At 48.3% G+C, this 21,722-nt stretch carries 17 protein-coding genes; 8 read left to right on the plus strand and 9 right to left on the minus strand.

Annotation, left to right across the window (positions count from 1 at the left end; translation table 11 throughout):
• Positions 1-52: 52 nt before the first annotated feature.
• The 3 genes from TSUB_RS14200 to TSUB_RS14210 are packed head-to-tail and all read right to left on the minus strand — an operon-like array spanning position 53 to position 2,896.
• A complete protein-coding gene (locus tag TSUB_RS14200; protein ID WP_087018828.1) occupies positions 53-736 on the minus strand; it encodes a penicillin-insensitive murein endopeptidase in 684 nt (227 codons plus the stop codon).
• Positions 726-1,757 carry a M48 family metallopeptidase gene (locus tag TSUB_RS14205; RefSeq protein WP_087018829.1) on the minus strand — a complete coding sequence of 344 codons (1,032 nt, stop codon included), beginning with the start codon at positions 1,755-1,757 and terminating at the stop codon, positions 726-728. Before TSUB_RS14205 ends, TSUB_RS14200 begins: the two co-directional genes overlap by 11 nt.
• Positions 1,754-2,896, minus strand: coding sequence for a YjgN family protein (locus TSUB_RS14210; RefSeq protein ID WP_159064860.1), 1,143 nt, complete (start codon positions 2,894-2,896; stop codon positions 1,754-1,756). The genes TSUB_RS14205 and TSUB_RS14210 overlap by 4 nt, the downstream gene beginning before the upstream one ends.
• A gap of 273 nt (positions 2,897-3,169) precedes the next feature.
• Between TSUB_RS14210 and TSUB_RS14215 the strand changes: the two genes are divergently transcribed.
• A complete protein-coding gene (locus TSUB_RS14215) occupies positions 3,170-3,547 on the plus strand; it encodes a DUF2061 domain-containing protein (protein WP_087018920.1) in 378 nt (125 codons plus the stop codon).
• Positions 3,548-3,680: 133 nt separating this feature from the next.
• Positions 3,681-4,625: a bifunctional helix-turn-helix transcriptional regulator/GNAT family N-acetyltransferase gene (locus tag TSUB_RS14220; RefSeq protein WP_087018833.1), complete on the plus strand. Its 945-nt coding sequence runs from the start codon at positions 3,681-3,683 to the stop codon at positions 4,623-4,625.
• Between the two features lie 100 nt (positions 4,626-4,725).
• On the opposite strand, the gene TSUB_RS14225 is transcribed toward TSUB_RS14220, so the two are convergent.
• From TSUB_RS14225 to rraB, 3 genes are all read right to left on the minus strand, one after another.
• Positions 4,726-5,955, minus strand: coding sequence for an ABC transporter substrate-binding protein (locus TSUB_RS14225; protein ID WP_087018835.1), 1,230 nt, complete (start codon positions 5,953-5,955; stop codon positions 4,726-4,728).
• Positions 5,956-6,011: 56 nt separating this feature from the next.
• Entirely contained in the window at positions 6,012-7,991 is a 1,980-nt protein-coding gene (locus TSUB_RS14230; RefSeq protein WP_087018837.1) for a HAMP domain-containing methyl-accepting chemotaxis protein, read from the minus strand.
• A 351-nt stretch (positions 7,992-8,342) separates the two neighbouring features.
• Entirely contained in the window at positions 8,343-8,732 is a 390-nt protein-coding gene (gene rraB / locus TSUB_RS14235; protein WP_087018922.1) for a ribonuclease E inhibitor RraB, read from the minus strand.
• Positions 8,733-9,345: 613 nt separating this feature from the next.
• Between rraB and arcA the strand changes: the two genes are divergently transcribed.
• Both arcA and argF read left to right on the plus strand, forming a co-directional pair.
• The gene (gene arcA, locus TSUB_RS14240) at positions 9,346-10,566 is read left to right on the plus strand and encodes an arginine deiminase (RefSeq protein WP_087018839.1); all 1,221 of its coding nucleotides are present in this window, start codon (positions 9,346-9,348) and stop codon (positions 10,564-10,566) included.
• 338 nt (positions 10,567-10,904) lie between these two features.
• Positions 10,905-11,909 (plus strand): ornithine carbamoyltransferase, encoded by a 1,005-nt coding sequence (gene argF / locus TSUB_RS14245; RefSeq protein ID WP_087018841.1) that lies wholly within the window; start codon positions 10,905-10,907, stop codon positions 11,907-11,909.
• Between the two features lie 60 nt (positions 11,910-11,969).
• Here the strand turns inward: argF and TSUB_RS14250 are convergent, their stop codons facing one another.
• Positions 11,970-14,099: a hypothetical protein gene (locus TSUB_RS14250; protein ID WP_087018843.1), complete on the minus strand. Its 2,130-nt coding sequence runs from the start codon at positions 14,097-14,099 to the stop codon at positions 11,970-11,972.
• 345 nt (positions 14,100-14,444) lie between these two features.
• Between TSUB_RS14250 and TSUB_RS14255 the strand changes: the two genes are divergently transcribed.
• The 4 genes from TSUB_RS14255 to pyrI all read left to right on the plus strand — a co-directional run bounded on the left by TSUB_RS14255 (position 14,445) and on the right by pyrI (position 17,912).
• Positions 14,445-14,624, plus strand: a complete 180-nt coding sequence (locus TSUB_RS14255) for a hypothetical protein (protein ID WP_159064861.1) — start codon at positions 14,445-14,447, stop codon at positions 14,622-14,624.
• Between the two features lie 225 nt (positions 14,625-14,849).
• On the plus strand, positions 14,850-16,139 hold the full coding sequence (locus tag TSUB_RS14260; protein WP_087018845.1) for a hypothetical protein: 1,290 nt from the start codon (positions 14,850-14,852) through the stop codon (positions 16,137-16,139).
• 366 nt (positions 16,140-16,505) lie between these two features.
• Complete coding sequence (pyrB, locus tag TSUB_RS14265) at positions 16,506-17,435, plus strand: aspartate carbamoyltransferase (RefSeq protein ID WP_087018847.1); 930 nt, start codon at positions 16,506-16,508, stop codon at positions 17,433-17,435.
• Between the two features lie 15 nt (positions 17,436-17,450).
• Positions 17,451-17,912, plus strand: a complete 462-nt coding sequence (pyrI, locus tag TSUB_RS14270; RefSeq protein WP_087018850.1) for an aspartate carbamoyltransferase regulatory subunit — start codon at positions 17,451-17,453, stop codon at positions 17,910-17,912.
• Positions 17,913-18,337: 425 nt separating this feature from the next.
• Here pyrI and TSUB_RS14275 read toward each other — a convergent pair whose 3' ends face one another.
• The gene (locus tag TSUB_RS14275; protein WP_246616375.1) at positions 18,338-20,119 is read right to left on the minus strand and encodes a DUF1501 domain-containing protein; all 1,782 of its coding nucleotides are present in this window, start codon (positions 20,117-20,119) and stop codon (positions 18,338-18,340) included.
• Between the two features lie 2 nt (positions 20,120-20,121).
• On the minus strand, positions 20,122-21,633 hold the full coding sequence (locus TSUB_RS14280) for a DUF1800 domain-containing protein (protein WP_087018852.1): 1,512 nt from the start codon (positions 21,631-21,633) through the stop codon (positions 20,122-20,124).
• Positions 21,634-21,722: the final 89 nt, after the last annotated feature.

Here is a 21,722-nt window from a genome sequence, read left to right on the forward strand (position 1 = left end):
GCCTCGCTTTGGGTCATCCCAAAGGCGTGGTCATCTCAAAGGCGTAATGGCTTTATTGACAAGGCACCGAAAAATCAATGTGGTAGTGCTCATCATGGCGAACCCAAGAGCGCTTTTTGGAGAACTGAATATGGCGCTTTAGATAGCTACCATACTCAGTTTCAAAAAGGCCTGCTTGAAGCTTAGGATCAAAGATAACGCGCCACAGATCATGCCCTCTCGCTGTTGACGCTTTATGCAGCGCAACAATGTGCGCCGCCATGGCATCATAATCAATGTGGAGATCATCCAGCCGACCATTGGCATCAAGTTCGACATTGTAGCCAAACTTATTAAAAGGATGGGTAGGCAAATGTTCCGACTCGCCATCACTGTTGATCATTGGCGTCATAAAATCGACCGACAGCCCATTGCGATGGGTTTTATGAGGGCGAAAGCGTCCACCCTCTTCATAACCTGTTTCAGCATACTTGAACACCTTGTCAGGATGCGAAACTGCCAAGGCCTTATAGGCGTCTAGCACAATGGCTTTCACTTCTGAATGCACATAAGTACGCCCTGCCATGCGAGCCACATGGCTATACGTTACGAAATTATCACCACTCGAGGGTAAATTGACCCCATTCTCTAATCGACCGTTTGAGGTCGTGCCATAGCAAGTACTTTCAACCGCTGCGACATTGCTAGCCCCTAGCGCGAACATCAGGCAACCAAGACTCACTAATTTATTGCCCATCTTTACCCACCTTCAAAGCAGCACTATCGATCGCCTTGATCCTCGCATCCATATCCGGATGAGAATTCAGCCATTTAAGCAGTTCAGGCATAGCATGATCCTGCCCCAGCACCTCAAACATCGCTTTCATTGGTTCAACCGACCCGTGAATGGCGAGCATATTTTCAGCGGCAAAATCATCCGCTATCTGCTCGACATGCCGCGAGTAACCTTGCGAGCTCACAAACACACCGACACCTAACAATGAATCGAGCACACCCGACGCTTCTCCGGTGATCATGGCAACAATCACACCGTTTAAGCTTGCTCGTACCAAGCTATGCATAACGTCTTTATGGTAAACATGGGCAAGCTCGTGCAACAGCACACTGTCTAATGCTTGATCCGAAGGGGCGACAGTCACCAGTCCATCCAACAAGATCACCGTCCCATCAGATAAGGCAAAAGCATTCACCAGATCGTTGTCACGCCGGAAAACTAAACGCGGCGTTAAAGGCATATCGGGCAGCTGTGAGACCAAATGGTCAAACCGCGCCGTAATGCGTGCCTGTTCTTCTGTCGATAAGGTTGAGGCTTCAAGCCAACTCTTATCTAGCTCGGTTAAGGTGCGTTCGCCGACCTGCTCTGCCACGCTGTTGGGCAGCGCATTCGCAATAACAGAGGTTAATGCGGGGACGCCATAGATGTAACCTAACACCCCCGACAACATCACTAAAAGCAGCGAGACAAAAACCGCGCGCCAACTGCGCTCGGTGAACCCTAAACGCGACTGATGGCCACACTGACGGAAGGCTGCCGCCAGCGCTTTGCTATAAGAGAGCTTGACCAAGGTGCCATCGGGAAAACGTACCTGATAAGGGAGCTGTCCCACAGGCACCTCAATGTTCACTTCAGACACTTTTGCTGTCAGCGTTTGCCCATCGAACACAACGGCAACGTCGCCATCAATGCTGAAGCTAAATAGCCCATTAAACTGCTCTGAGCTGCCGCTACGGTAACATTGCGCTTCAAATTGGCTCAAAGTCCGACCTCAAGATCAAAGGCTGCTGCCATCTCGTCGCAGATGGCCGAGTCTTGATATTCACTTTCGCCGTAAGCAATGACAGCGGAGAGATCACCTTCAACTTCCGTATGATCTGCCAAAAAGATTGCCGTTCTCACTTTGACATGCGCACGAGCAATACCGAAGCTGACAATCAAGAGCAGGAAGTTAGTGATCACCAGACCCAAATAGCCCGAGACCGTCATCGTTGATTTCAAACGTGGCTGAGACTCGTGATCAAGGATCGTTTGGCTAAACAGATGATTACGAATACGAACATTGATAAACGCATTGATCAACTGACCAATCACAAACATCAAGATGTATGCAGCAAAGGCGCCAAACACACCGAAAGCCCCAAGCAGGATCATCATGCTTTCGTCAAGATCACCCAGTGATGCCAACATCGAGGAAAAACCAATCACAATCACAAAAATAAACGGCACCGCTATCGCACCAATGGCAATCAAACTCGCGAGTGAAAAGGTGGCAAGATAAGCTTTATAACTCGGCTCAGCCTTAAACTTTAGCGTGCCGTAGCGATAACCATTGGCAAGGAAGTTATCTAACTTGAAGCGCCACCACGAGAAACCAAAAATGCCGCCAACTGCGTAAATAGGTACTAACACCAACAGCCCCATTGACTCGCCTATCACCAATCCAGCCAATGCGCCAATGCCAATAAACACTGCGAAGGCGGCTAATGGGAAACCAAGCACAAGCAAATAGAATCCCCAAATACTGCCTTCAAAATTGAAACGAATATGACGATAACTCGTCATACGTGCATCAAATCGGGTATTCATGAACATCAACGCGGGCATAACAAGTACAAATGCCACTAAAAGGGCCGCCTGAAACTCTGGCGATATCGCCGCAGAAAAGGCCCAGATAAACACACACACCATCGCTATCAAGCGACCAATCAAGATTTTGCCTGGCGTGGCGTGATAATCAAACGTCTCGCCCGCTAACTCGGTATTGCCGTAAAAGTATTTGTTTGTTCGTACCTTTGCCCATGCCGAGTAGATTCCTAATGTAATAATGCTGAGAAGGACATTAACGATCCAGATACCAAAAAACTCTGACCCTTTTCCGTTGAACTTAAATGCGTTCATTTCTTTCATTTCCTTTATTCTTCATCGATACCCGACTTTTTTATTTTGCTAGCCTACCCATGCCGGGGCACTCATTTATGGTGCAATCGCATTCTAACAGTTTGGATTCATACACTTAACCGCAAGCAACTAAAATACGACGAACTCGCAATTTTTATCGTATTCGATATGACCTATTGCACTCATTGCCGCAAACGATTTTCCTTTATGAGAATAGTTATCAATAATATTCCCATAGACCCAAGTCAAGCCATATTATTGAGAGAGGCCATGATGAAAAAAACAATGAGCTTTGCTGCCCTACACTTTAGTGTCGCTTTCGCCATTACCTATCTATTAACTGGCGAAATCCTATTAGCCAGTTTAGTTGCCATGATTGAACCTATGGCCAATACCGTGGCCTTCTATTTTCATGACCGCATTTGGGCATGGCGACACCATGCTTCAATGACGACTCAGATGCTGCGTATCAAAACGGCCAGTTTTGCCACTGTCCATTTCAGTGTCGCTTTTGGTGTCGGTTACTTATTGAGTGGGGATCTTTTGGTAGGCAGTGCTATCGCCCTACTTGAGCCGACAGTTAACACCATTGTGTACTACTTCCATGAAAAAGTCTGGGAGGAACGTGCTCAACCAGTGCTACAGGCCTAGCGTTGCATCATAAGGTCACTATCCAGCCTTGACATGGTTGTGGTATGCAACTAAATTTACTTGCACACCGCAACCATATAACCACACGATACCTTAGCGTGTGGAAAGCAAACCAGTGACAGTGAGAATATCTATGACCAGCAACCTGAAGTCGTCTAAATCCACTCCCCCAAATGCACCTCAAATACGTGCCTTATCTAGAGAGTTGGTGCGTGGGCTTGGTATGCTAGACCAGCACTGTGGCTTAAGCGGTATTACCCCGGTACAGGCGCATGCGCTGATTGAAATTCAGTCGGCACCACTCACCGTCAGTGAACTGGCAGACAAACTGCGCGTAGATAAATCCAACGCCAGCCGAGCCAACGCGATGCTAATCAACAAAGGGCTCGTCACGACTCAACATGTCGCAGGGGATAAACGCAAAGCACAGTCGATATTGACAGCCGAAGGGCGCGCCCTGTTTGACTCTCTCGACACAAGCTTAAACCATCAGGTGGCGGGATTTCTCGACCAACTCGATGCCGACGAAATCGACGCGTTAGGTCGCAGCTTGTATCGCTATCAACGCGCGATTCAAGCCTCTGCCAATCAGGTAGGCTACACACTTCGTCCGCTGACGCCGCTCGACAATGCCGCCATGGCAGCCGTCATTCGTCGCGTCTCTGACGAGCATGGCCTTACCGCAGATAAAGGCTATAGTGTCGCTGATCCTACCCTTGATAGCCTTAGCGAGTGCTACCGGGATGACAGTGCTATTTTTTGGGTCATCGAAAAAGATCATCGTGTATTAGGTGGCGGAGGGGTTGCCCCACTTGCAGGTGCTGAAGGGGTGTGCGAGCTGCAAAAAATGTACTTTCTCCCTGAGTTAAGAGGGTTAGGATTTGCACGCCGAATTGCCGCAGAAGCGCTCAAGTTCGCGCGACAACACGGTTTTAAAGCCTGTTACCTTGAAACCACTGCAGAGCTCAAGGCCGCGATTGCCCTATACGAATCACTGGGGTTTACATACTTAGATGCCCCGCTTGGCGATACAGGCCATGATGCCTGTGAAGTAAGAATGCTAAAGCCACTCATCTAATATACTCAAGTCACCTCCTTTTTCAGCAATAAAAAGGCAGACGATAACGTCTGCCTTTGGTCATTGGGAAAATCAACATATGATCAACCCGTGCTGGGTTCTAGGGCTTGTACCAGCCATCTAAACCTTGCTGCAATCGATTCGCCGCGTCTGCTGGCGCCATGCTGCCATTGATGACGCCGACACTGGTTTCCCAAATCTCCATCTCCAGTCCCGGTGTGCCACGGTTCAAGATTTGGTAGGAGTTACGTATGGTGGAGTCACATTCATCACGCCAACCGATCATCGTATTTGCGGTTGGATCTTCAACGTCAATAAAGTGATTAGAGAGCGAGAAGAACCCTGGCAGCGCATTGGTGAAGATAGAGGCGAACTCCTCGCTCGACATCCACTCGAGGAAGATCTTCGCTTCTTCTTTGTTTGCTGAATTCGCATTGATCCCGACACCAATATCGGTGTGATCCGAGATAAAACACTCATCATCACCAGATTTCAGGACGGGCTTAAACGCACCAAGATCGAACTTGGTGTTGAAAGCCGAAATGTCCCACGATCCTGCTGGGTAAATAGCCGCTTTTTGATCACCAAACATCGCAATGGCATCGGTATAGGTGCGGGTTTCAAATCCGCTCCCCATGTAAGGTCCCCACTTCGCAAGCTGTTCAAACACCTCAACATAATGGGCATCAGACAGCTTTTCATCACCATCAATCAAGGCAAGACGACCATCTTCTCCCGCCCAATAATTAGGGCCGACATTTTGGAAACCCATTGTTGCCGCTTCCCACTTATCATTGGTTCCCATTGCTAAAGGCACATACTTACCGCTCGCCTTAATCTTCTCTAATGCAGCAAAGAAATCCGCTTCCGTGCTTGGCTCGCTAATCCCTAGCTCAGCAAAAATGGCTTTATTGTAAAAGAAGCCATGAATTACGGATGCCATTGGCAGACAGAAAGAGGTCGCACCGTCGTCGGTAGTCCAAGCGGATTTCGCAAAACTTGGGAAGTTCACCATTCCTTCTAGATCAGTGATATCGAGTAAATGCCCAGCCTGGAACAGCTTCAATGAGTCATCAAATGGGCGACAAGTAATGAGATCCCCGGCCGAGCCGTTCCCAAGCTTGGTTTGCAGGCTACTATTGTAATCGGTCGCCTGAGTGTGAACGTAGGTGACTTTAATGTTTGGATGTTTGGCATTAAATGCCGGAATGATCTTCTCATTCCAAATCTGGCCATCTTCTCGCCAGCTTTCAATCTTCAACTCTGCGGCCTGAACTGCACCGCTTAGCATTACCAAGGTCAGCGCAGATAAAATGGGCATCCTGTTCATACTTTACCTCTTCTTTTTTTCGCTAATGACGCCAATCACGGCGCACATGGTTCTGATTACAATTTGAAGCGTCCCGCGAGGGCGCGTTGCTGTTCGGCGAGTTGTGCCAGTACATCACTGACCGACGCAGAGTTTCGCGCCTGACTCTCCGTCTCGAGTGCCACTTCAGTAATGCCATTGATGTTCTTTGCAATGTCTTTACTGACAGAAATCTGCTCTTCGGTCGCATGCGCCACTTGTACCGTCATCTCTTTGATGGCTTCCATACGCCCAGCCACACTCTGTAGGGTTTCATCTGTGGTACGGCTTTGCTCAACACAGCGCTCGGTTTGTGATTGGCTCTCGTTCATCACTTCAGAAACCTGCTTCGAACTTTGCTGCAAGTTCTCAATCATGGTCTGAATCTCTACGGTGGATTGCTGAGTACGATTCGCCAAGGTACGGACTTCATCTGCCACAACAGCAAAACCACGTCCATGGTCACCCGCTCGTGCCGCTTCGATCGCGGCATTCAACGCCAGTAAATTGGTCTGCTCAGCAATGCCACGAATCACATCCAGAATGCTGCCGATATTGGCACTAAATTCATCTAATTTACTGGTGATCTCCACGGCCTGATTGATAGCGCCATACAGGGATTCGGTGATTTCTCGGTTTATTGCAACCTGACGTCGACCATCTTGCGTTCCATCATTGGCGTGTGTGACCTCTTGTTGGGTATTCTCGGACGATCGGAACACTTCAGTCACACTCACTTCCATTTCAGAAATCGCCGCCGCTACCTGATCAATCTGATTTTTCTGCTGCTCAACATGGGCCATGGTGTTTTCGCTGATCATCGCCGCATTTCGCGCTTCTTCCGCTAGACTTTCCGCGCCTTGGTTAATCTGCGATAACACTTCACGCATGCCGTCTACTAAGGCGTCGAGCGATGCTGACAACGCCCCAAACTCACAAGAGGATTGATAGTTCACCTTATGCGTCATATCCCCCTCTGCCATTTTCTTCAGAACAGGGGTAATTTTCGCCAGCGGAGAGTGAATACTCTGTGCTGTCATGTAGCCGATCACTATCGCGACGCCCCCAGACACAAGGGTCATGGTGATATTAAAAAGGACTGCCGATGACACGGATTTCTCTGTCACCGTTTTGGCTTCTTCGACGGCGGATTGCGAGGAACTTGCAAACGAATCGAGTAGCGCCTCCATGGCAACCAAGTGCTGATTGGCTTGTGCATCAAGACGAGCAATGTTGCTTTCTATCGCTTGTAAAGAGAGCATTTGCGGTAACAGGCCAGTCTCGCTGGTACTGCTCACCTGCAACTCTTCTACCGCTTTTCGGAAACGGGCGAGCACGGCGTCGCTGGCTTTAACGCGAGACAAATTCTTCAGCGCATTGGTGATATTGCGATTTAAATCCTCAATTAGCGCGTTTAAATCTGTCTCTTGGTTGGCGCGTCGCAATGTTTTCAAGTCGCGACTGATACCACTGGTCAAGCGTTCCACTTTGTTACGCTGCGACCGTTTATCTGCCGTCGCGTCAAGCAATAGCTGAGAAGCCTGCTGATACACGTCTTCTTGGTGAACAAAGTTACTGCGAATCTCGGCCAAATTGTTACTCACCATCACCAACTCACGGTGAAGCGCCATGATCTCCGCAGCAACGGCATAATAATTATCCGCTTCCGCCTGCAAGGCAGAAAACTCATCAGCTAAGTCTGGGGAAGTTTGACGTGCAACCAGTTCAGCAGCGATGTCGGAAAACACCGCTTTTTGCTCGTCGAACAACAGCGACGTCGCGGCGAGTTTGTCTTGATTGGTAAGCGTGCGGAATTCTAGCAAACGACGTTGACTGCCCAGCGCAGTACTCTGCAGTTGTGAAGACCCTACCAGCAAGGGCGTCGCCTCCTCGGTAACTTGGTCAACACGTTGCTGAATGTTCTTGGTATTGAAGTAACTAACGCCCCCAAGTACCACTAACAACAAGAACATAATGGCAAAGCCAATAATCGTTCTTAAAACGATACTTACTTTCATAAATACAGCGGCTCAGATTGACAAAAGTATTATTAAGAATAGAACACCCTCACCAAGTCGCCAGAAAATATGTGCATAAAATATTTTTCAACACCAATTAATTTCTTTAAAAATACAAGAACACAAAAACAAGGAGTTAAGCAAACTTATGCCGAAATAATGAAATCTAAGGTAAAAGAGCCATACAGGAGAGGTATCGTATGAGGAAAGAATAGGTGGGCCGCGTCTCGTGCTTTTGATGGATATAGCGCAAATCTGTGCCGAAGGCTTATTTTGTGGCGCTAAATGATTTGAGAATAGCCACAAAAAAAGCCCCACTTGGGGGCTTTATTCGCTGAGGGAAAAAACAGCTTACTCGCCGTCTTCTTCATCCTCTTCGCCATCTTCGAAGTAGGTGCCCCAACCGTCGTAGTCGATATTGTGTTTCTCGGCTAAGCGAATCAGTTTTTCTGCTTGCTCATCAATCAACTCAGCATCCAATGCTGACTCGGCAACGGCATCAAAACAAACAACCGTACCGCCACCATCTTCTGGATCCAACTCTAACTCTTCAGCTTCCAACACTTCGAAGCCCATTTTGAATGCCTCAACCGCCGCTTCTTCAAGATCTTTAAAACTATCCGCAGAGAAGTGGTGCTCGATCGAGTAACGCGCATCAGGATCACTACCATCACCCAGCAGGGCCTCGATAATTTCACGCGTTTCCTCTTTTTGCTCTTCGATCAATTCTTCGTACGAGATTTCTGTGTTAGACATGGGGACTCCAATCGTCTGAGAGATTAACGGCGCTACTATCGCATATTTCCCTTGCTATCTAAAGCAATAGCGCGATTTCTAACCCAGTCGAACCCTGAGTGATATTGCTCACATTTCCAGTCAGCTTTCGCGCATTTTTCACAATAGTGAATATCTATCCTTTTCAGTGATATGAATAACCACTCAAAAATGCGACCCGAAACACATTGCGCAAATATCATTCAATCGCCCGCTGTTGTGGGCGTCACAAAAATAGCCCTCATCGTCAACCGCTAACAATCATTTACCTCTGAACACTAATATCTGCCCATCAATGCTGAATAAACACGCAACCCAACGGATAATCGCTAGTGAAGAAAACCTAAAAATATATTTAAATTCAATGAATTAAATATATTTAGAATACGCAACATGCTTGCAATCCCGAACTATCTCCATTAGCGTGATTTATCCCAGCATGATGCAAACATCAATTATGGAGCCGTAAAGTCAGGTAACTTTATGGCCAAAGACAGGAACGTCATATCTCATCTTCACTGCCTGAACCGTTTTATACCAAGCCGTTTCAGCAGGGAAAACAGAGATCAGGAGAGCAGAAATGAACCCACTCTATGTCGGCTCAGAAGTCGGTCAACTGCGACGCGTATTACTACACCGTCCAGAGCGCGCCCTTAACTTACTTACCCCATCAAACTGTCATGAGCTGCTGTTCGATGATGTCCTCTCAGTAGAGCGGGCTGGCGAAGAGCATGATGCATTCGCACAAACACTGCGTGATCAAGGGGTTGAAGTACTGCTACTCCATGATCTGTTGGTCGAGACACTCTCAAACTCCGATGCCAAGCAATGGCTGCTCGATACGCAAATTTCCGATTACCGATTAGGTAACTGCTTTGCGCAAGACGTACGAGAGTTTCTAGCTGAACAACCCAATGAAGAGCTCGCCACCATTCTCCTTGGCGGGCTAAGCTTCTCCGAGTTACCTCTGCGCCCCGATTCTATGATGCAAGCGATGCATGCTGGCACCGATTTTGTCCTAGAGCCTTTGCCAAACCACCTCTTCACCCGAGATACCTCCTGCTGGATTTATGGTGGTGTCTCATTAAATCCAATGGCAAAGGCCGCCAGACAGCGAGAAACCAATCACTTGAGAGCAATTTATCGCTGGCACCCTCTCTTTTCGAAGCAAGACTTCACCTACTTTTACGGTAACGACGAGGTGAACTATGACAATGCCACCATCGAAGGGGGTGACGTCCTCGTGATAGGTAATGGCGCGGTCCTTGTAGGCATGTCAGAAAGAACAACCCCGCAAGGTGTTGAGCACCTCGCCGCGAGTCTCTTTAAACATGGCCAAGCCACGCAAGTATTGGCTTTAGATCTTCCCAAGCACCGTTCATGCATGCACCTCGATACCGTGATGACCCATATGCGAGAGGACACCTTCTCTATCTATCCAGAAGTGGTGCGTCCCGATACGCCCTGCTGGCGTTTAGTGCCCGGAAAAGAAGGGCGGATCGCGACCTATCGCGAAACGCATTTCCTTCCCGCCATCGAAACCGCCTTGAATCTCGATAAGATCGAATTGATCACCACGGGCGGCGACAGCTATGAAGCAGAACGCGAACAATGGAATGATGCCAATAATGTCTTAACGATCAAACCTGGTGTTGTGATCGGGTATGAGAGAAATACTTATACCAATGAAAAATATGACAAAGCTGGGATCCAAGTGCTCCCCATTCCGGGCAATGAGCTTGGCCGAGGCAGAGGGGGAGCACGCTGTATGAGCTGTCCGATTGAACGCGATAGCTTGTGATGCGAGTCACATCATAGGCAGAAACAAGGCGTGAATATGAATTTTATGCTTCATTGTTCAACCTAGGATCAAAGAGATCTTCCATACTTAGAAGGCATGGAAATAACTCGCGAACTTTCGCCTTCATGCGACCGCAGCGGTATAGCTGGCCGCCGTGCCGCTGCATTTCCTCTCTTGATCGCGCCACTTGTTTTCTTGCCGATTCGCCTCTTTGTCACTCAATGGGATTTTCGCTTGCAATCCCCTACTATGCCCCCTATCATCACAGAATATCCATTCACATAATGTGAATTATTATTACACAAAATTCATCCATCATAATCACAAGGGAGTCGGCAATGGCGTTCAACTTAAAGCATCGTAACTTTCTCAAACTACTCGACTTTACTCCGCGCGAGATTCAACATTTGATCGACCTCGCCATTGACCTGAAGCGCGCAAAATACAATGGATATGAACAACCAAATCTCGTCGGCAAAAACATTGCATTGATCTTTGAAAAAAGCAGCACACGTACCCGTTGCGCCTTCGAAGTCGCTGCGTTTGATCAAGGTGCTCGAGTCTCTTATTTAGGCCCCTCAGGCACGCAAATTGGTCATAAAGAGTCCATGAAAGATACTGCCCGCGTCCTAGGCCGCATGTATGACGGCATTCAGTACCGTGGGTTTGGGCAATCTATTGTCGAAGAGTTGGGTAAATATGCAGGCGTTCCTGTTTGGAATGGCCTGACTGACGAGTTTCATCCAACGCAAATTCTTGCTGACTTTATGACCATGCTAGAGCATGCACCGGGCAAACAACTCAATGAAATGCGCTTCGCCTACTTGGGCGATGCTCGAAATAATATGGGTAACTCTCTCATGGTCGGTGCAGCCAAAATGGGCATGGATATCCGCCTTGTCGCGCCAAAAGCCTTCTGGCCTGAAGACGAACTCGTTGCGACTTGCCAAGCGATTGCCGCTGAAACAGGCGCATCCATTACCCTCACTGAAGATGTAGCTGAAGGCGTGAAAGAATGTGACTTCCTCTACACCGATGTTTGGGTCTCTATGGGGGAAGCCGAAGAAGCTTGGGCGCAACGCGTAAAAGAGATGCTACCTTATCAAGTCAATCAGGCCATGCTAGAAGCAACGGGCAATGCGAATGTGAAGTTCATGCACTGCCTGCCTGCTTTTCATAATGACGAAACCCATTTAGGCAAAGAGATAGCAGAAAAATATGGCCTATCCGGCCTTGAAGTCACCGAAGAGGTTTTTGAATCTAAACACAGTATTGTGTTCGATGAAGCAGAGAACCGCATGCACACCATTAAAGCTGTCATGGTAGCGACACTGGGTAGCTAGTCTGATTTTTCCATAGCAAAGACCGCCATCAGGCGGTCTTTTTTATTGCCCCAATAATACTCAGCTCACCAATGCTGACTGTTGTGGCCTCGCTGCTGACGGCCTACGGCCGATGATATACAACAGAAGATGGATTGCCGCCATCAGAGACAAAATAGCCATCAAGATCATTTTCTGGAACTCTTGATTCGCAGCCTCTTGATCCAGATAAGCATCAATCAGCAAGGTATAACTGTCCCCTTCTGGTTGAATGCCAATCACAGTCGCCGTCACTTTACTCATACCTGCCGAATAAGCCAGGGTTGCGATATCAACGTACTTCTTCATCTGCTCTGTGTGGCGACGATTAATATCTAAGAAGTCACCAATCACGTCGGCTGCGGCTTTCATCTCACCGAAGGTGGCATGGTTAAAGTCGAGGGTGACGCGTTGCTCTGGAATCTCTTTGAACGACAGCACATACTCATCAATCACCCCTTGGCGGATTTGCTTGGCAATATCTCTTCCTGCCTGACGATACACACTGGCCGTATCAATATTTTCTAGCGTTGGTGATGTCTCTTTGGGCACTTCATTGGCTAACGCTTGTTGCCAACAACTCGTCTTATCGCATTCCGCTTCCGTCACTGCCTGCCAAATTGGCGCAAATGCCGCGCGAAAGCGATCGCAAGGTTCTTCTGCGTAATGGCAAAACTTATCGACATGATTGGCAATGTTGACTAAGTCTTCCGCAGTAAACCAGTAAAGTTGATATTGCGGCCTCAACGCTTCACCAATGCCAACATAAAGGTACTGCAACCTTTCTAAACGCAGATACTCTTCATCTGGCAGTTGCGGCAGCATGTTTGGTTTATCCAAAAAGTAACCTGCGCGTGCCTTTATCGTATCCGTGAGTAACAAGGGAGTGAAGGTTACCTCCTCGTCGGCATTGGTCGACACGTGGAATCGATAGCAGAATGAACCTACCCAGCCATTAGATTGTTCGCAGAACTTTGGTTGATCAAGCACCAAGGTGTCACCCACCTTTGGCATCTGTTGCCAGTCCCCCGCATAGGCCATTGTGCGCCACTGCGCATCCATTTGCATCGCCACGCTCGCTTTCGCCCAAGGCCAGTAGACTTGGTAAGCTGCGAGTAATATTAACGCCACAATGGAGAACATCATCGTCAGATGCTTGGGCTGACGCAGGCGGCCTGGGGACTCATCAACCACATCAATTGCTCGGTGCGGCCCAAAGGCAAGCATCTTGCCTTGCGAAGGGCACACATCAAAGCGACCCACTGTCCCTGGCTGTAATAAGCCTTGCCACGCGAGTGGTGCTTGATACTCACGAAATAGTGCCACTTGGCGGTCATCTTCCGTTATCGCCACCAGCAACTCGGACGCCGAATCACTCATACTGTGTATCGCACCACGGTAGATTTCGACCCGACAATCTTCTTCTTTCAGACGTCCATTGCGGCGACAAAATACATAACCCAGCAATACACCACATACAGCGACGAGCCCTGCCTCGGTTTGATAGCCATATCCGGCCACTATCAGGTAAGCAATCGCCACAAGAATCGTCCATCCCATAAACCTCATCGCATAAAAGCGCGGGGTGAGGTACTCGATTTCTTCGGGTGTCGCTTGGCGTTCACCCACTTTCTCGACCGTCATGCGATGGTAAACCACTTCGGCTTCCACTTCGTCTGCGACTAAAGATTCAGTATCCAGCATGCCATTCTCGGCCACCGCCATGCCTTCGGGATAGACACCTTGTTGCTCATCCACTAAGCGGTAACGATCATTGAGACTGAGTAACACCAGCGTGTCATCAACTTTAACCACTTCCGCCATATTCCCTTCGCGCTGTGCGCACGCCAGCGCCACCGTAGACATTAATACTGGTTGCTCGTTGATGAGGAGGACTGGGCGCTCTTCTTCACTCTGAATGCCTTCAACTTCATTCAAATCAATATAAGCAAGATCACCGCAGAGGTAGTACACCGTAGATTCAGTGGGCGCCTGTTCAAGCCATTTTTCTACCGCCTCACGCTCTGCCTCATTTAATGGCTCATCACGTCTAGCGCTTAATGCTTCATCCCGCTTTTCATCAAAGGCTTTTTTCTCAGAGCGGTTCATAAAGAACACAATAATCGAGATTACCAGCACCAAAATCTTCAAAAAGACCGCTATCTCTTCCATATCTCCTCACCTCTATCCATACCGATAACGCCGTTCGAAATTGACAAACTTCACAACAAAAAATGGGAGATATGATGACATCGCATAAAAATGACACACTTTTTAACCAACAAGTTTGCGAAGTGCATCCAGAAACAAATGCTGCAAGGCCGGAAAATCAGTCTCAGGTATCCTATGCACTCTCTTAGGGCTAGTAGCGTATGTCGTTAAACACCACGTTCGCGCTATGTCACAGTTCCGCCACTTTCCTTACCTTTACGCACTACCTCCTCACCGTCACATTTGTGATTGCGTCAGTTTCTGTCGTCTTTGGATTATGTATTTATCAGCAAAGGACAACTGAAATTGGAAGCAATCCTGTTAATGGTCATGTTCGGTGTAACTGCATACTTGGTAAAAGGAGAGGACGACAACAATGAAGAAGTCACTTCCATTGACGATCAAGAACTACTGGCTCACATCTTAGAAAACAGACGAGCGTCAGCGTTACCTGAACAGGAAATCATTTTTGTCTCGGCAGAATGATCGGCGACAGATATAGACACCTCCAGTTGATCTAATTAGCATCAGCCTGTCCGGAGTGGGCAGGCTTGCTTCCCTTACACATGCTGTCCTCTGAGAGATCCCTCGCAGAACGACACATAACTGACATAAATTTGTAATAAAAGAGTAAGCACCGCAGTGAATTCATCAAGTTAACCGTCTTATCATTGGCAACTTTGGCGAGTTCACGCGACAGATGGATAACGAATGGATAGTCGTAACAAAAACAAACCTAATAAGCACAACAAGGGAACAGGCAAATCGATCAACTGCCGATTACTGCACACGCGTCAAGCCACACAGCAAGAGCTGGCTTTCTTGAACATGAGAGATGAGTATCGAGTGAGTTTTGTTGTTATCTCTATCGGACTTGTCATGCTTTATTACGCATTGAAAACCCTCTTCGAAACGCAATGGGCTGTCAATGCGATGGCCGCTGGACTTTGCCTCCTTTTTCTCATGGCACTGATCTTCATTCTCCCCAAGCGCAAAATTACCATCAGTCAATTTCAAGGCCGTTTAGACAACGTTGAGGTGGAGCATGGCGCCTGCTATATCCCGGTCAAGGTTAACAATACGAATGAGGCGTTTCGTTTACGCATCCCACAGGCATGGCGAGAAAAAATAGAAAACGGCTTTCAAGGCCAGTTTTCTGCTTCCGTGAAGCATGAGTTATTGTTGTCACTCAGTGACGACACAATACTCAACAATAAACCTCACGGCTTGACCCCACTTCAGTCCGTTTTCCAGCCCCTCTCTATTGGACTTTTCATTATCGCGCTAGGCTTAGGGAATGATGTTGACCGACAAGATGCCAAACTGGCTTTCAGTCGCTCGCCGACCCCCGCATCTCTCATTATCAGTGCTGAAAAAGATTGGGAAAGCCCTCTGCAAGTAGGCCAATACCTGACGCTGATGCAACCAAAGTACTGCCTTGATGCTCGCACATCTGTTCATCTTAAAGACGATTATTTAAACCACAGTTGGTGCCGCGACTTTATCATCCCTCACAACACAGCCGATGTGCCTGACTTTCTCGGCGATCAACCTATCGATCGCCGCAGTGCAGAAATCAAAACGCTATTAAATGCCACGGCGCTCCCCGAGGGACATCGGGTATTGCTACATGGCAGACTACCGATAGAATTGCGAGCATTAGGTCATAGCGTTGATAGCATTAAACGGCATCTCGTCGAGGATGATTTAACTAACCTAACCCAATACTCCAAAGAAGCGGTGACGGAAACACTTGCCGAACTCCACTATGCCTCACAACAAGTGGTACGCGGCACCCTTTTTGCGGTGACAACTGAAGCGCATGGCACCCTCTACCACCTTGATGTTCACTATGGCGTAGCAGCTGAAATGCAAGTTCGGCTTCATGTCGCTATCGTTGCTGTGCTTGTCTTGCTCGCGCTGATACTCGGCGTTTGTGGTTTTCGTCCATCCAAAAGATATCGGGCTCGACTCAATGGTCAAACGGAACAACTCGCGTAACAGCAAGGAAAACGCAGCACATCGTTAGCCATCACCAAACACTGAATGATTGATGCGATTAATCATCGCTTGGTCGCCAATAGCAGCGCTAGATTGCAGGGGTTTTCGAGAGATTCTCTCCTCGCCTCTCACCTTCCTAGCGATGCTTGCGTCCGTGATAATAGCGAGTATAATGCTCGACAATTTAGCCGACGCAATGGTGTATTAATGTCCTGTCAGACTCGCTCAGCGCTGTTCTCAACACGCCTTACAGAGGCAGGATCACACGTTGTTTCGCTCCAGAATTAGTCAAGAAAGCCTCCTTTTATAGGAGGCTTTTTTTTGACCAAAATTTTTAATTTGATCACTGAATAGGGAAGCGTAGCCATGGCGAATTCGCTGTATCAGAAGCACATTATTTCTATCCCTGAGCTTAGCCGCGAAGAGCTAGAACTCATCGTAGACACCGCAGCTCAGCTTAAAGCGAACCCACAACCTGAATTACTCAAAAACAAAGTCATTGCGAGCTGTTTTTTTGAGGCATCAACCCGTACGCGCCTCTCTTTCGAAACAGCAGTACAGCGTCTTGGAGGACGAGTCATCGGTTTTCCGGATGGTGGCAACACCTCTTCAGGCAAAAAAGGGGAAACCCTCGCCGATTCGGTCCGCGTTATCTCTAGCTATGTCGATGCCTTCTTCATGCGCCACCCGAAAGAGGGAGCAGCACGTTTAGCGACTGAGTTTTCCAATGGCAAACCCGTCATCAATGGCGGCGATGGTGCTAACCAGCACCCAACGCAGACTCTGCTAGATCTTTACACCATCGCTGAAACACAAGGCAAACTCGATAATCTCAATATTGCCATGGTGGGCGACTTGAAATATGGCCGTACGGTGCACTCTCTGACGCAAGCGCTTTCTAAATTTAACAACGTCCGTTTTTACTTCATCGCACCACAAGTTTTAGCAATGCCTGACTACATTTTGGAAGAGCTTGACGCGGCAGGCATCCAGTACAGCCTGCACGATAATATTGAAGAGGTAATTCCTGAAGTCGACGTACTTTATATGACGCGTGTACAAAAAGAGCGTTTCGACGCATCGGAATATGCCCACATGAAATCAGCCTTCATTCTCAGTGCCGCTACCCTTGATGGCGCGCGTGACAATATGAAAGTGCTACACCCGCTTCCGCGTGTCGATGAAATTACTGTCGATGTTGATACCACACCTCACGCTTACTATTTCCAACAAGCGGAGAATGGTGTCTATGCCCGCCAAGCCTTGTTGGCACTGGTTCTTAACGAAACACTTTAAGCAGGAGAGACTATCATGGTGAAAGAAAATCAACTTCAGGTCGAAGCGATTAAAAACGGTACTGTGATCGACCATGTTCCTGCTAACGTGGGTATCAAAGTGCTGAACTTATTTGATATTAGCAGCAGTGAAAAGCGCGTCACCATTGGCTTAAACCTGCCATCTTCTGCCTTGGGCCACAAAGACCTCATCAAGATTGAGAACGTCTTTGTTTCTGAAGAGCAAGCCAATCAGTTAGCGCTGTACGCACCGAATGCCACAGTCAATCAAATTGAAAACTACGAAGTGGTGAAAAAGCTCACACTCTCGCTACCCGAGCGAATCACCAAAGTGTTCTCTTGCCCAAACAGCAACTGTATTACCCATGATGAGCCCGTTGATAGCCAGTTCCGCATCCTTCAACACCAAGACGATGTACAACTGAAATGTCACTACTGTGAAAAAGTGTTCTCGCGCGAAATTGTGACAGAACACTAAGCAGATAAGTTATCTGTCACTAAAACGCGCCATACGGCGCGTTTTTTGTTGGCAATTTGATACCACGCAAAAAAAAGCCAGCCCGCTCAGACTGGCAAATCCCATGCAACATCGGGGGCTAGGTTACATTGGCACAACGCCGCTTGGCGTTAGGAAGGAACCTAAGAAAGAAGTGTATCGCTTTCGCTCATAAGCCTATTAACTTTGGTGCATGACTTCGCCGACAGCAAGATGCCTTAAAGGTATTTTCATGAAATTTGAAAACCTTCAACTCCACAGTGAAATCACCAATTTCATCGATTACTTTCCTGCTATACAACGCATAATTTGCTTATTTCTCCCCCCTAAACCAGCAAGATAAGCTATCCGTATCCTGCTTTATCACGATACGACAGGCTCGGTGGCAAGAAAGCGATACCCGTTGGTTAAACACCCCATACTTCTAACTCAATGAAGTTATTCCATCCTCGCAACGAGGTATCAACAGGATCGTTGTTCCCATTACAGACTAATCGCACGGCGGTGATATCATCCCCAGTCAAAGGCGCCTCTAACCAATCGGCACTGTTGCCAGGGGTCGTAACGCTGGCGATAGTCGTAAAGGTCACGCCATCGGTAGACGTTTGGATATCAAACATATAACTGCGCACATCCCCCTTCACTTGCTTATAACGCAATAAGCTGATCGTCGCAGGAGATGAAAGCGTGAGTGTATAGGTCACTCCAATCCCTTTCGCCGACCACCGAGTCTCTGGATTTCCATCAATCGCATTGATGGCGGCCCCCGTCCCATTGGCATTCTCGACACTCGCCACCACCGCGGCTGGCACAAGCACCGCAGGATCAACAACAGGCGGCGGCGTAGTCACATTGCCAAGAAAACCAAGGTAACGACTAGAGAAAGCGTTCGTGTTCGTTGGCCTTAAGCTCGGAAAGATATAATCAATACTCGATTCACTGAGCCCAAACCACTGACATAACGTCGCAGCCATCTGCTCAGAGGACGTCGACGGGATAAACTTGTTGCCAATCGCATCAACGCCATCACGTACAAAACTCGGGTAACGTCCGTAGGCTTTGCCTCCTTGCACTGCCCCACCCACCACAATCTGATTACTTCCCCAGCCATGGTCAGTGCCGGCATTACTGTTATTTTCGATCGTGCGACCAAAGTCAGACATCGAGAAGAGCACCGCTTTATCACTTAACCCTTCGGCCTCCAGCGCGCGATAAAACTGCGTTACCACTTGGTCAATGTCTGCGAGCAGTCCATCATGGCGACCTCGCTGGTTACGATGGTTATCAAACCCGCCAGTTGAAACAAAAAACACCTGACGTTGATGCCCTAACGCTTCACTGGACTGCATGAGGCGTTTAACCATACGTAGTTGACGTCCGAGATAACTTGGGTTGATCGATTCATCTTCCGGATTTGCCGCAAACACCGCATCTAATTGCTCTTGGAAATCACGAACACCTTGCAAGCGTGCAGTATAAGCCTGAGAAAACAGCGAACCATAAGGGTTATCCACCAGCGAGGAGAAGTTCTCCTTAACAATATTCGAGTGACCCAAAGCGTCCATCGCCGCAACGCCGTTTGATTCGACTTCTACCGGGATAGCTTGCTGGCCATCCAATAGCTCACCGCCCGAGATTTCCATGTTCTCAGCGATCAAAGAGGGGCTCGCTAGAATATCCATCATCATCCCCGCCCAGCCAAAGGGGTTGTACTCACTGATATTCCAACTGCGCTGCCAAGCCAACTGCTGTTTGTTATGTGCCCCTAAGTTGGCAGGCTTTCGAACTTGGCTGTAATTGGCTTTGGTGGTTGGCTCTAACATGGTGCCAACGTTAACAATGGTTGTTGCTGCCCCTTCTAACATTAATTGCGCCAAATTCGGCATCTGGCCATTTAAACGTACTTGCTGCCCAGCCTCATCAGTAAAGCCAGCCATATCCGCCATTTCATTCAGTTGCAAACCAATGTCAGGGCGTGCCGCTAAGTAGTTTGTATGATTAGCCGCGTCTGCGGGTACCACCATATTGAAAGAGTCATTGCCGCCATAGAGAAACAAACAGATCAATGCCTTATAGTCGTTTCCTGCGGCATGTGCCGTACCTGGTAGTGTCAATGACAGAGGCATCAATGTCGTACCCGAAACCGCAGCGGATCCTTTAAGAAAATGTCGACGAGTGAGTTTCATCATCTCTACTCCTGTACCATGAAATTGGGCGAAATAGCGGCAAAGAACACCATTTTCGGCACTGCATAACGTTTAGTGCCGTGTACATCGTAAATGCTGCGTAAATGGGCTTCGATTTCTGGCGTGAGTACGCCGTTCAAAAATCGACGGGTGATAATGGTCAACATGGTCTCCACATCCCCCGCGTTAGCAGCAGCTTCGAGATCATCTGGAAAGGTGTACATCTCCGTGGCTAGATCGGTTTTGTTTCTATCTTGCCCGTATTGCAATACAGTTTTATAGAGCACATTGCCCATCCGTATCACTTGGTTCCAATCGATAAGACTCAACTCAGGCGCTGTCAGGTTGTTGTCGCGAAGAGGCCCCGAAGGTCGGCTGTTCGGTGAAAAGAAATTGAATACAGACGGGGCGCCTAACGGATATTGTCCAAAGGTGTTTTGATAATCCATAGGATTGCGAACCGTGGTGCTGCCTCCTTTCGGCCTCGCGTCCGTCGCACGGTAGAAATGTGTCATTGCCAAGATAGGTTCGCGTACTTTCGCCACATGCAGATCCCCCTCTTTGAGGACCTCACTGTCGGTCAAGATTGCTTTAATCACTTCGCCTAGATTGCCACCACTGCTAACAAACACATTTGCCACCCGCGCCACATACTCAGGACGAGGGTTTGAGGTTACCAGCCGTTTGATCAACAACGTACTGATATAAGGCGCGGTATTAGGATGATCGACCAATAAATCGAGAAACGCATCCAGTTCTTGTTCAGCGCCGACACCCGCGGGAAAGGTCACGCCGAAGACGGTTTTCTCATCCATATCGTGGGAATCATCAAATGCCACCATAGGGTCATACATGGTGCCATTGGCGCCACTACTGTCCACGAACCAGCCCGTAAAGATTCGCGCCACATTGCGAATGGTTTCATCGTCATACGTCGGGATGGGGTTCCCCTCGCCATCAAGCTTGAGAGTCCCGTCCATATTGAGCTCTTCTAGCCCAATGGTGAAGAGCTGCATTACCTCACGGGCATAGTTTTGGTCAGGATCAACACCACTTTGAGACTTCGGCAGGTTGCCGACCATGGTAAGGAAATGCCCCATGACAGGCGAACGGGTGACGTGGTAGAGCAAGGTTTTGTAGTCACTGAAGGCATGGGTTGTCAACATATCGTAGTAATGCGCTAGCGCAACGGGGTGAGGCGCGAGTTGGCCGTCACGGTCGCTGACAACCAAGATCTGGCTCAGCGCAAATGCAACTCGCTGACGGAGCTGGGCACCCGTCCAAAGAGCAATATCGAACCACGCCCCTACTCGCATGGCTTGCGTCGCGTCACCGCCAATCTCTAAACGTTGATACGCTAGTCGTTCTTCATGATTCGCAAAGCCTTCAGCTAACTGTTGTGTCACCCAAGTATCGCGATCATCTATCGCTAAAAACGCCTCGACATCACCATCCCTCAATCCCATCGTTGCCATATCGAGAAAGCGAGATGCTTGTCTGTAAGTCAATCCTTCCATTTGTGTCCACCTTATTTAATAGGCACTCACAATCAAAATTGACCAACAAACAAGACAATTCAATATTCTTTTAAGGTATATTTGAGAAT

It is taken from the genome of Thaumasiovibrio subtropicus, assembly GCF_019703835.1.
Lineage (GTDB): Bacteria > Pseudomonadota > Gammaproteobacteria > Enterobacterales > Vibrionaceae > Thaumasiovibrio > Thaumasiovibrio subtropicus.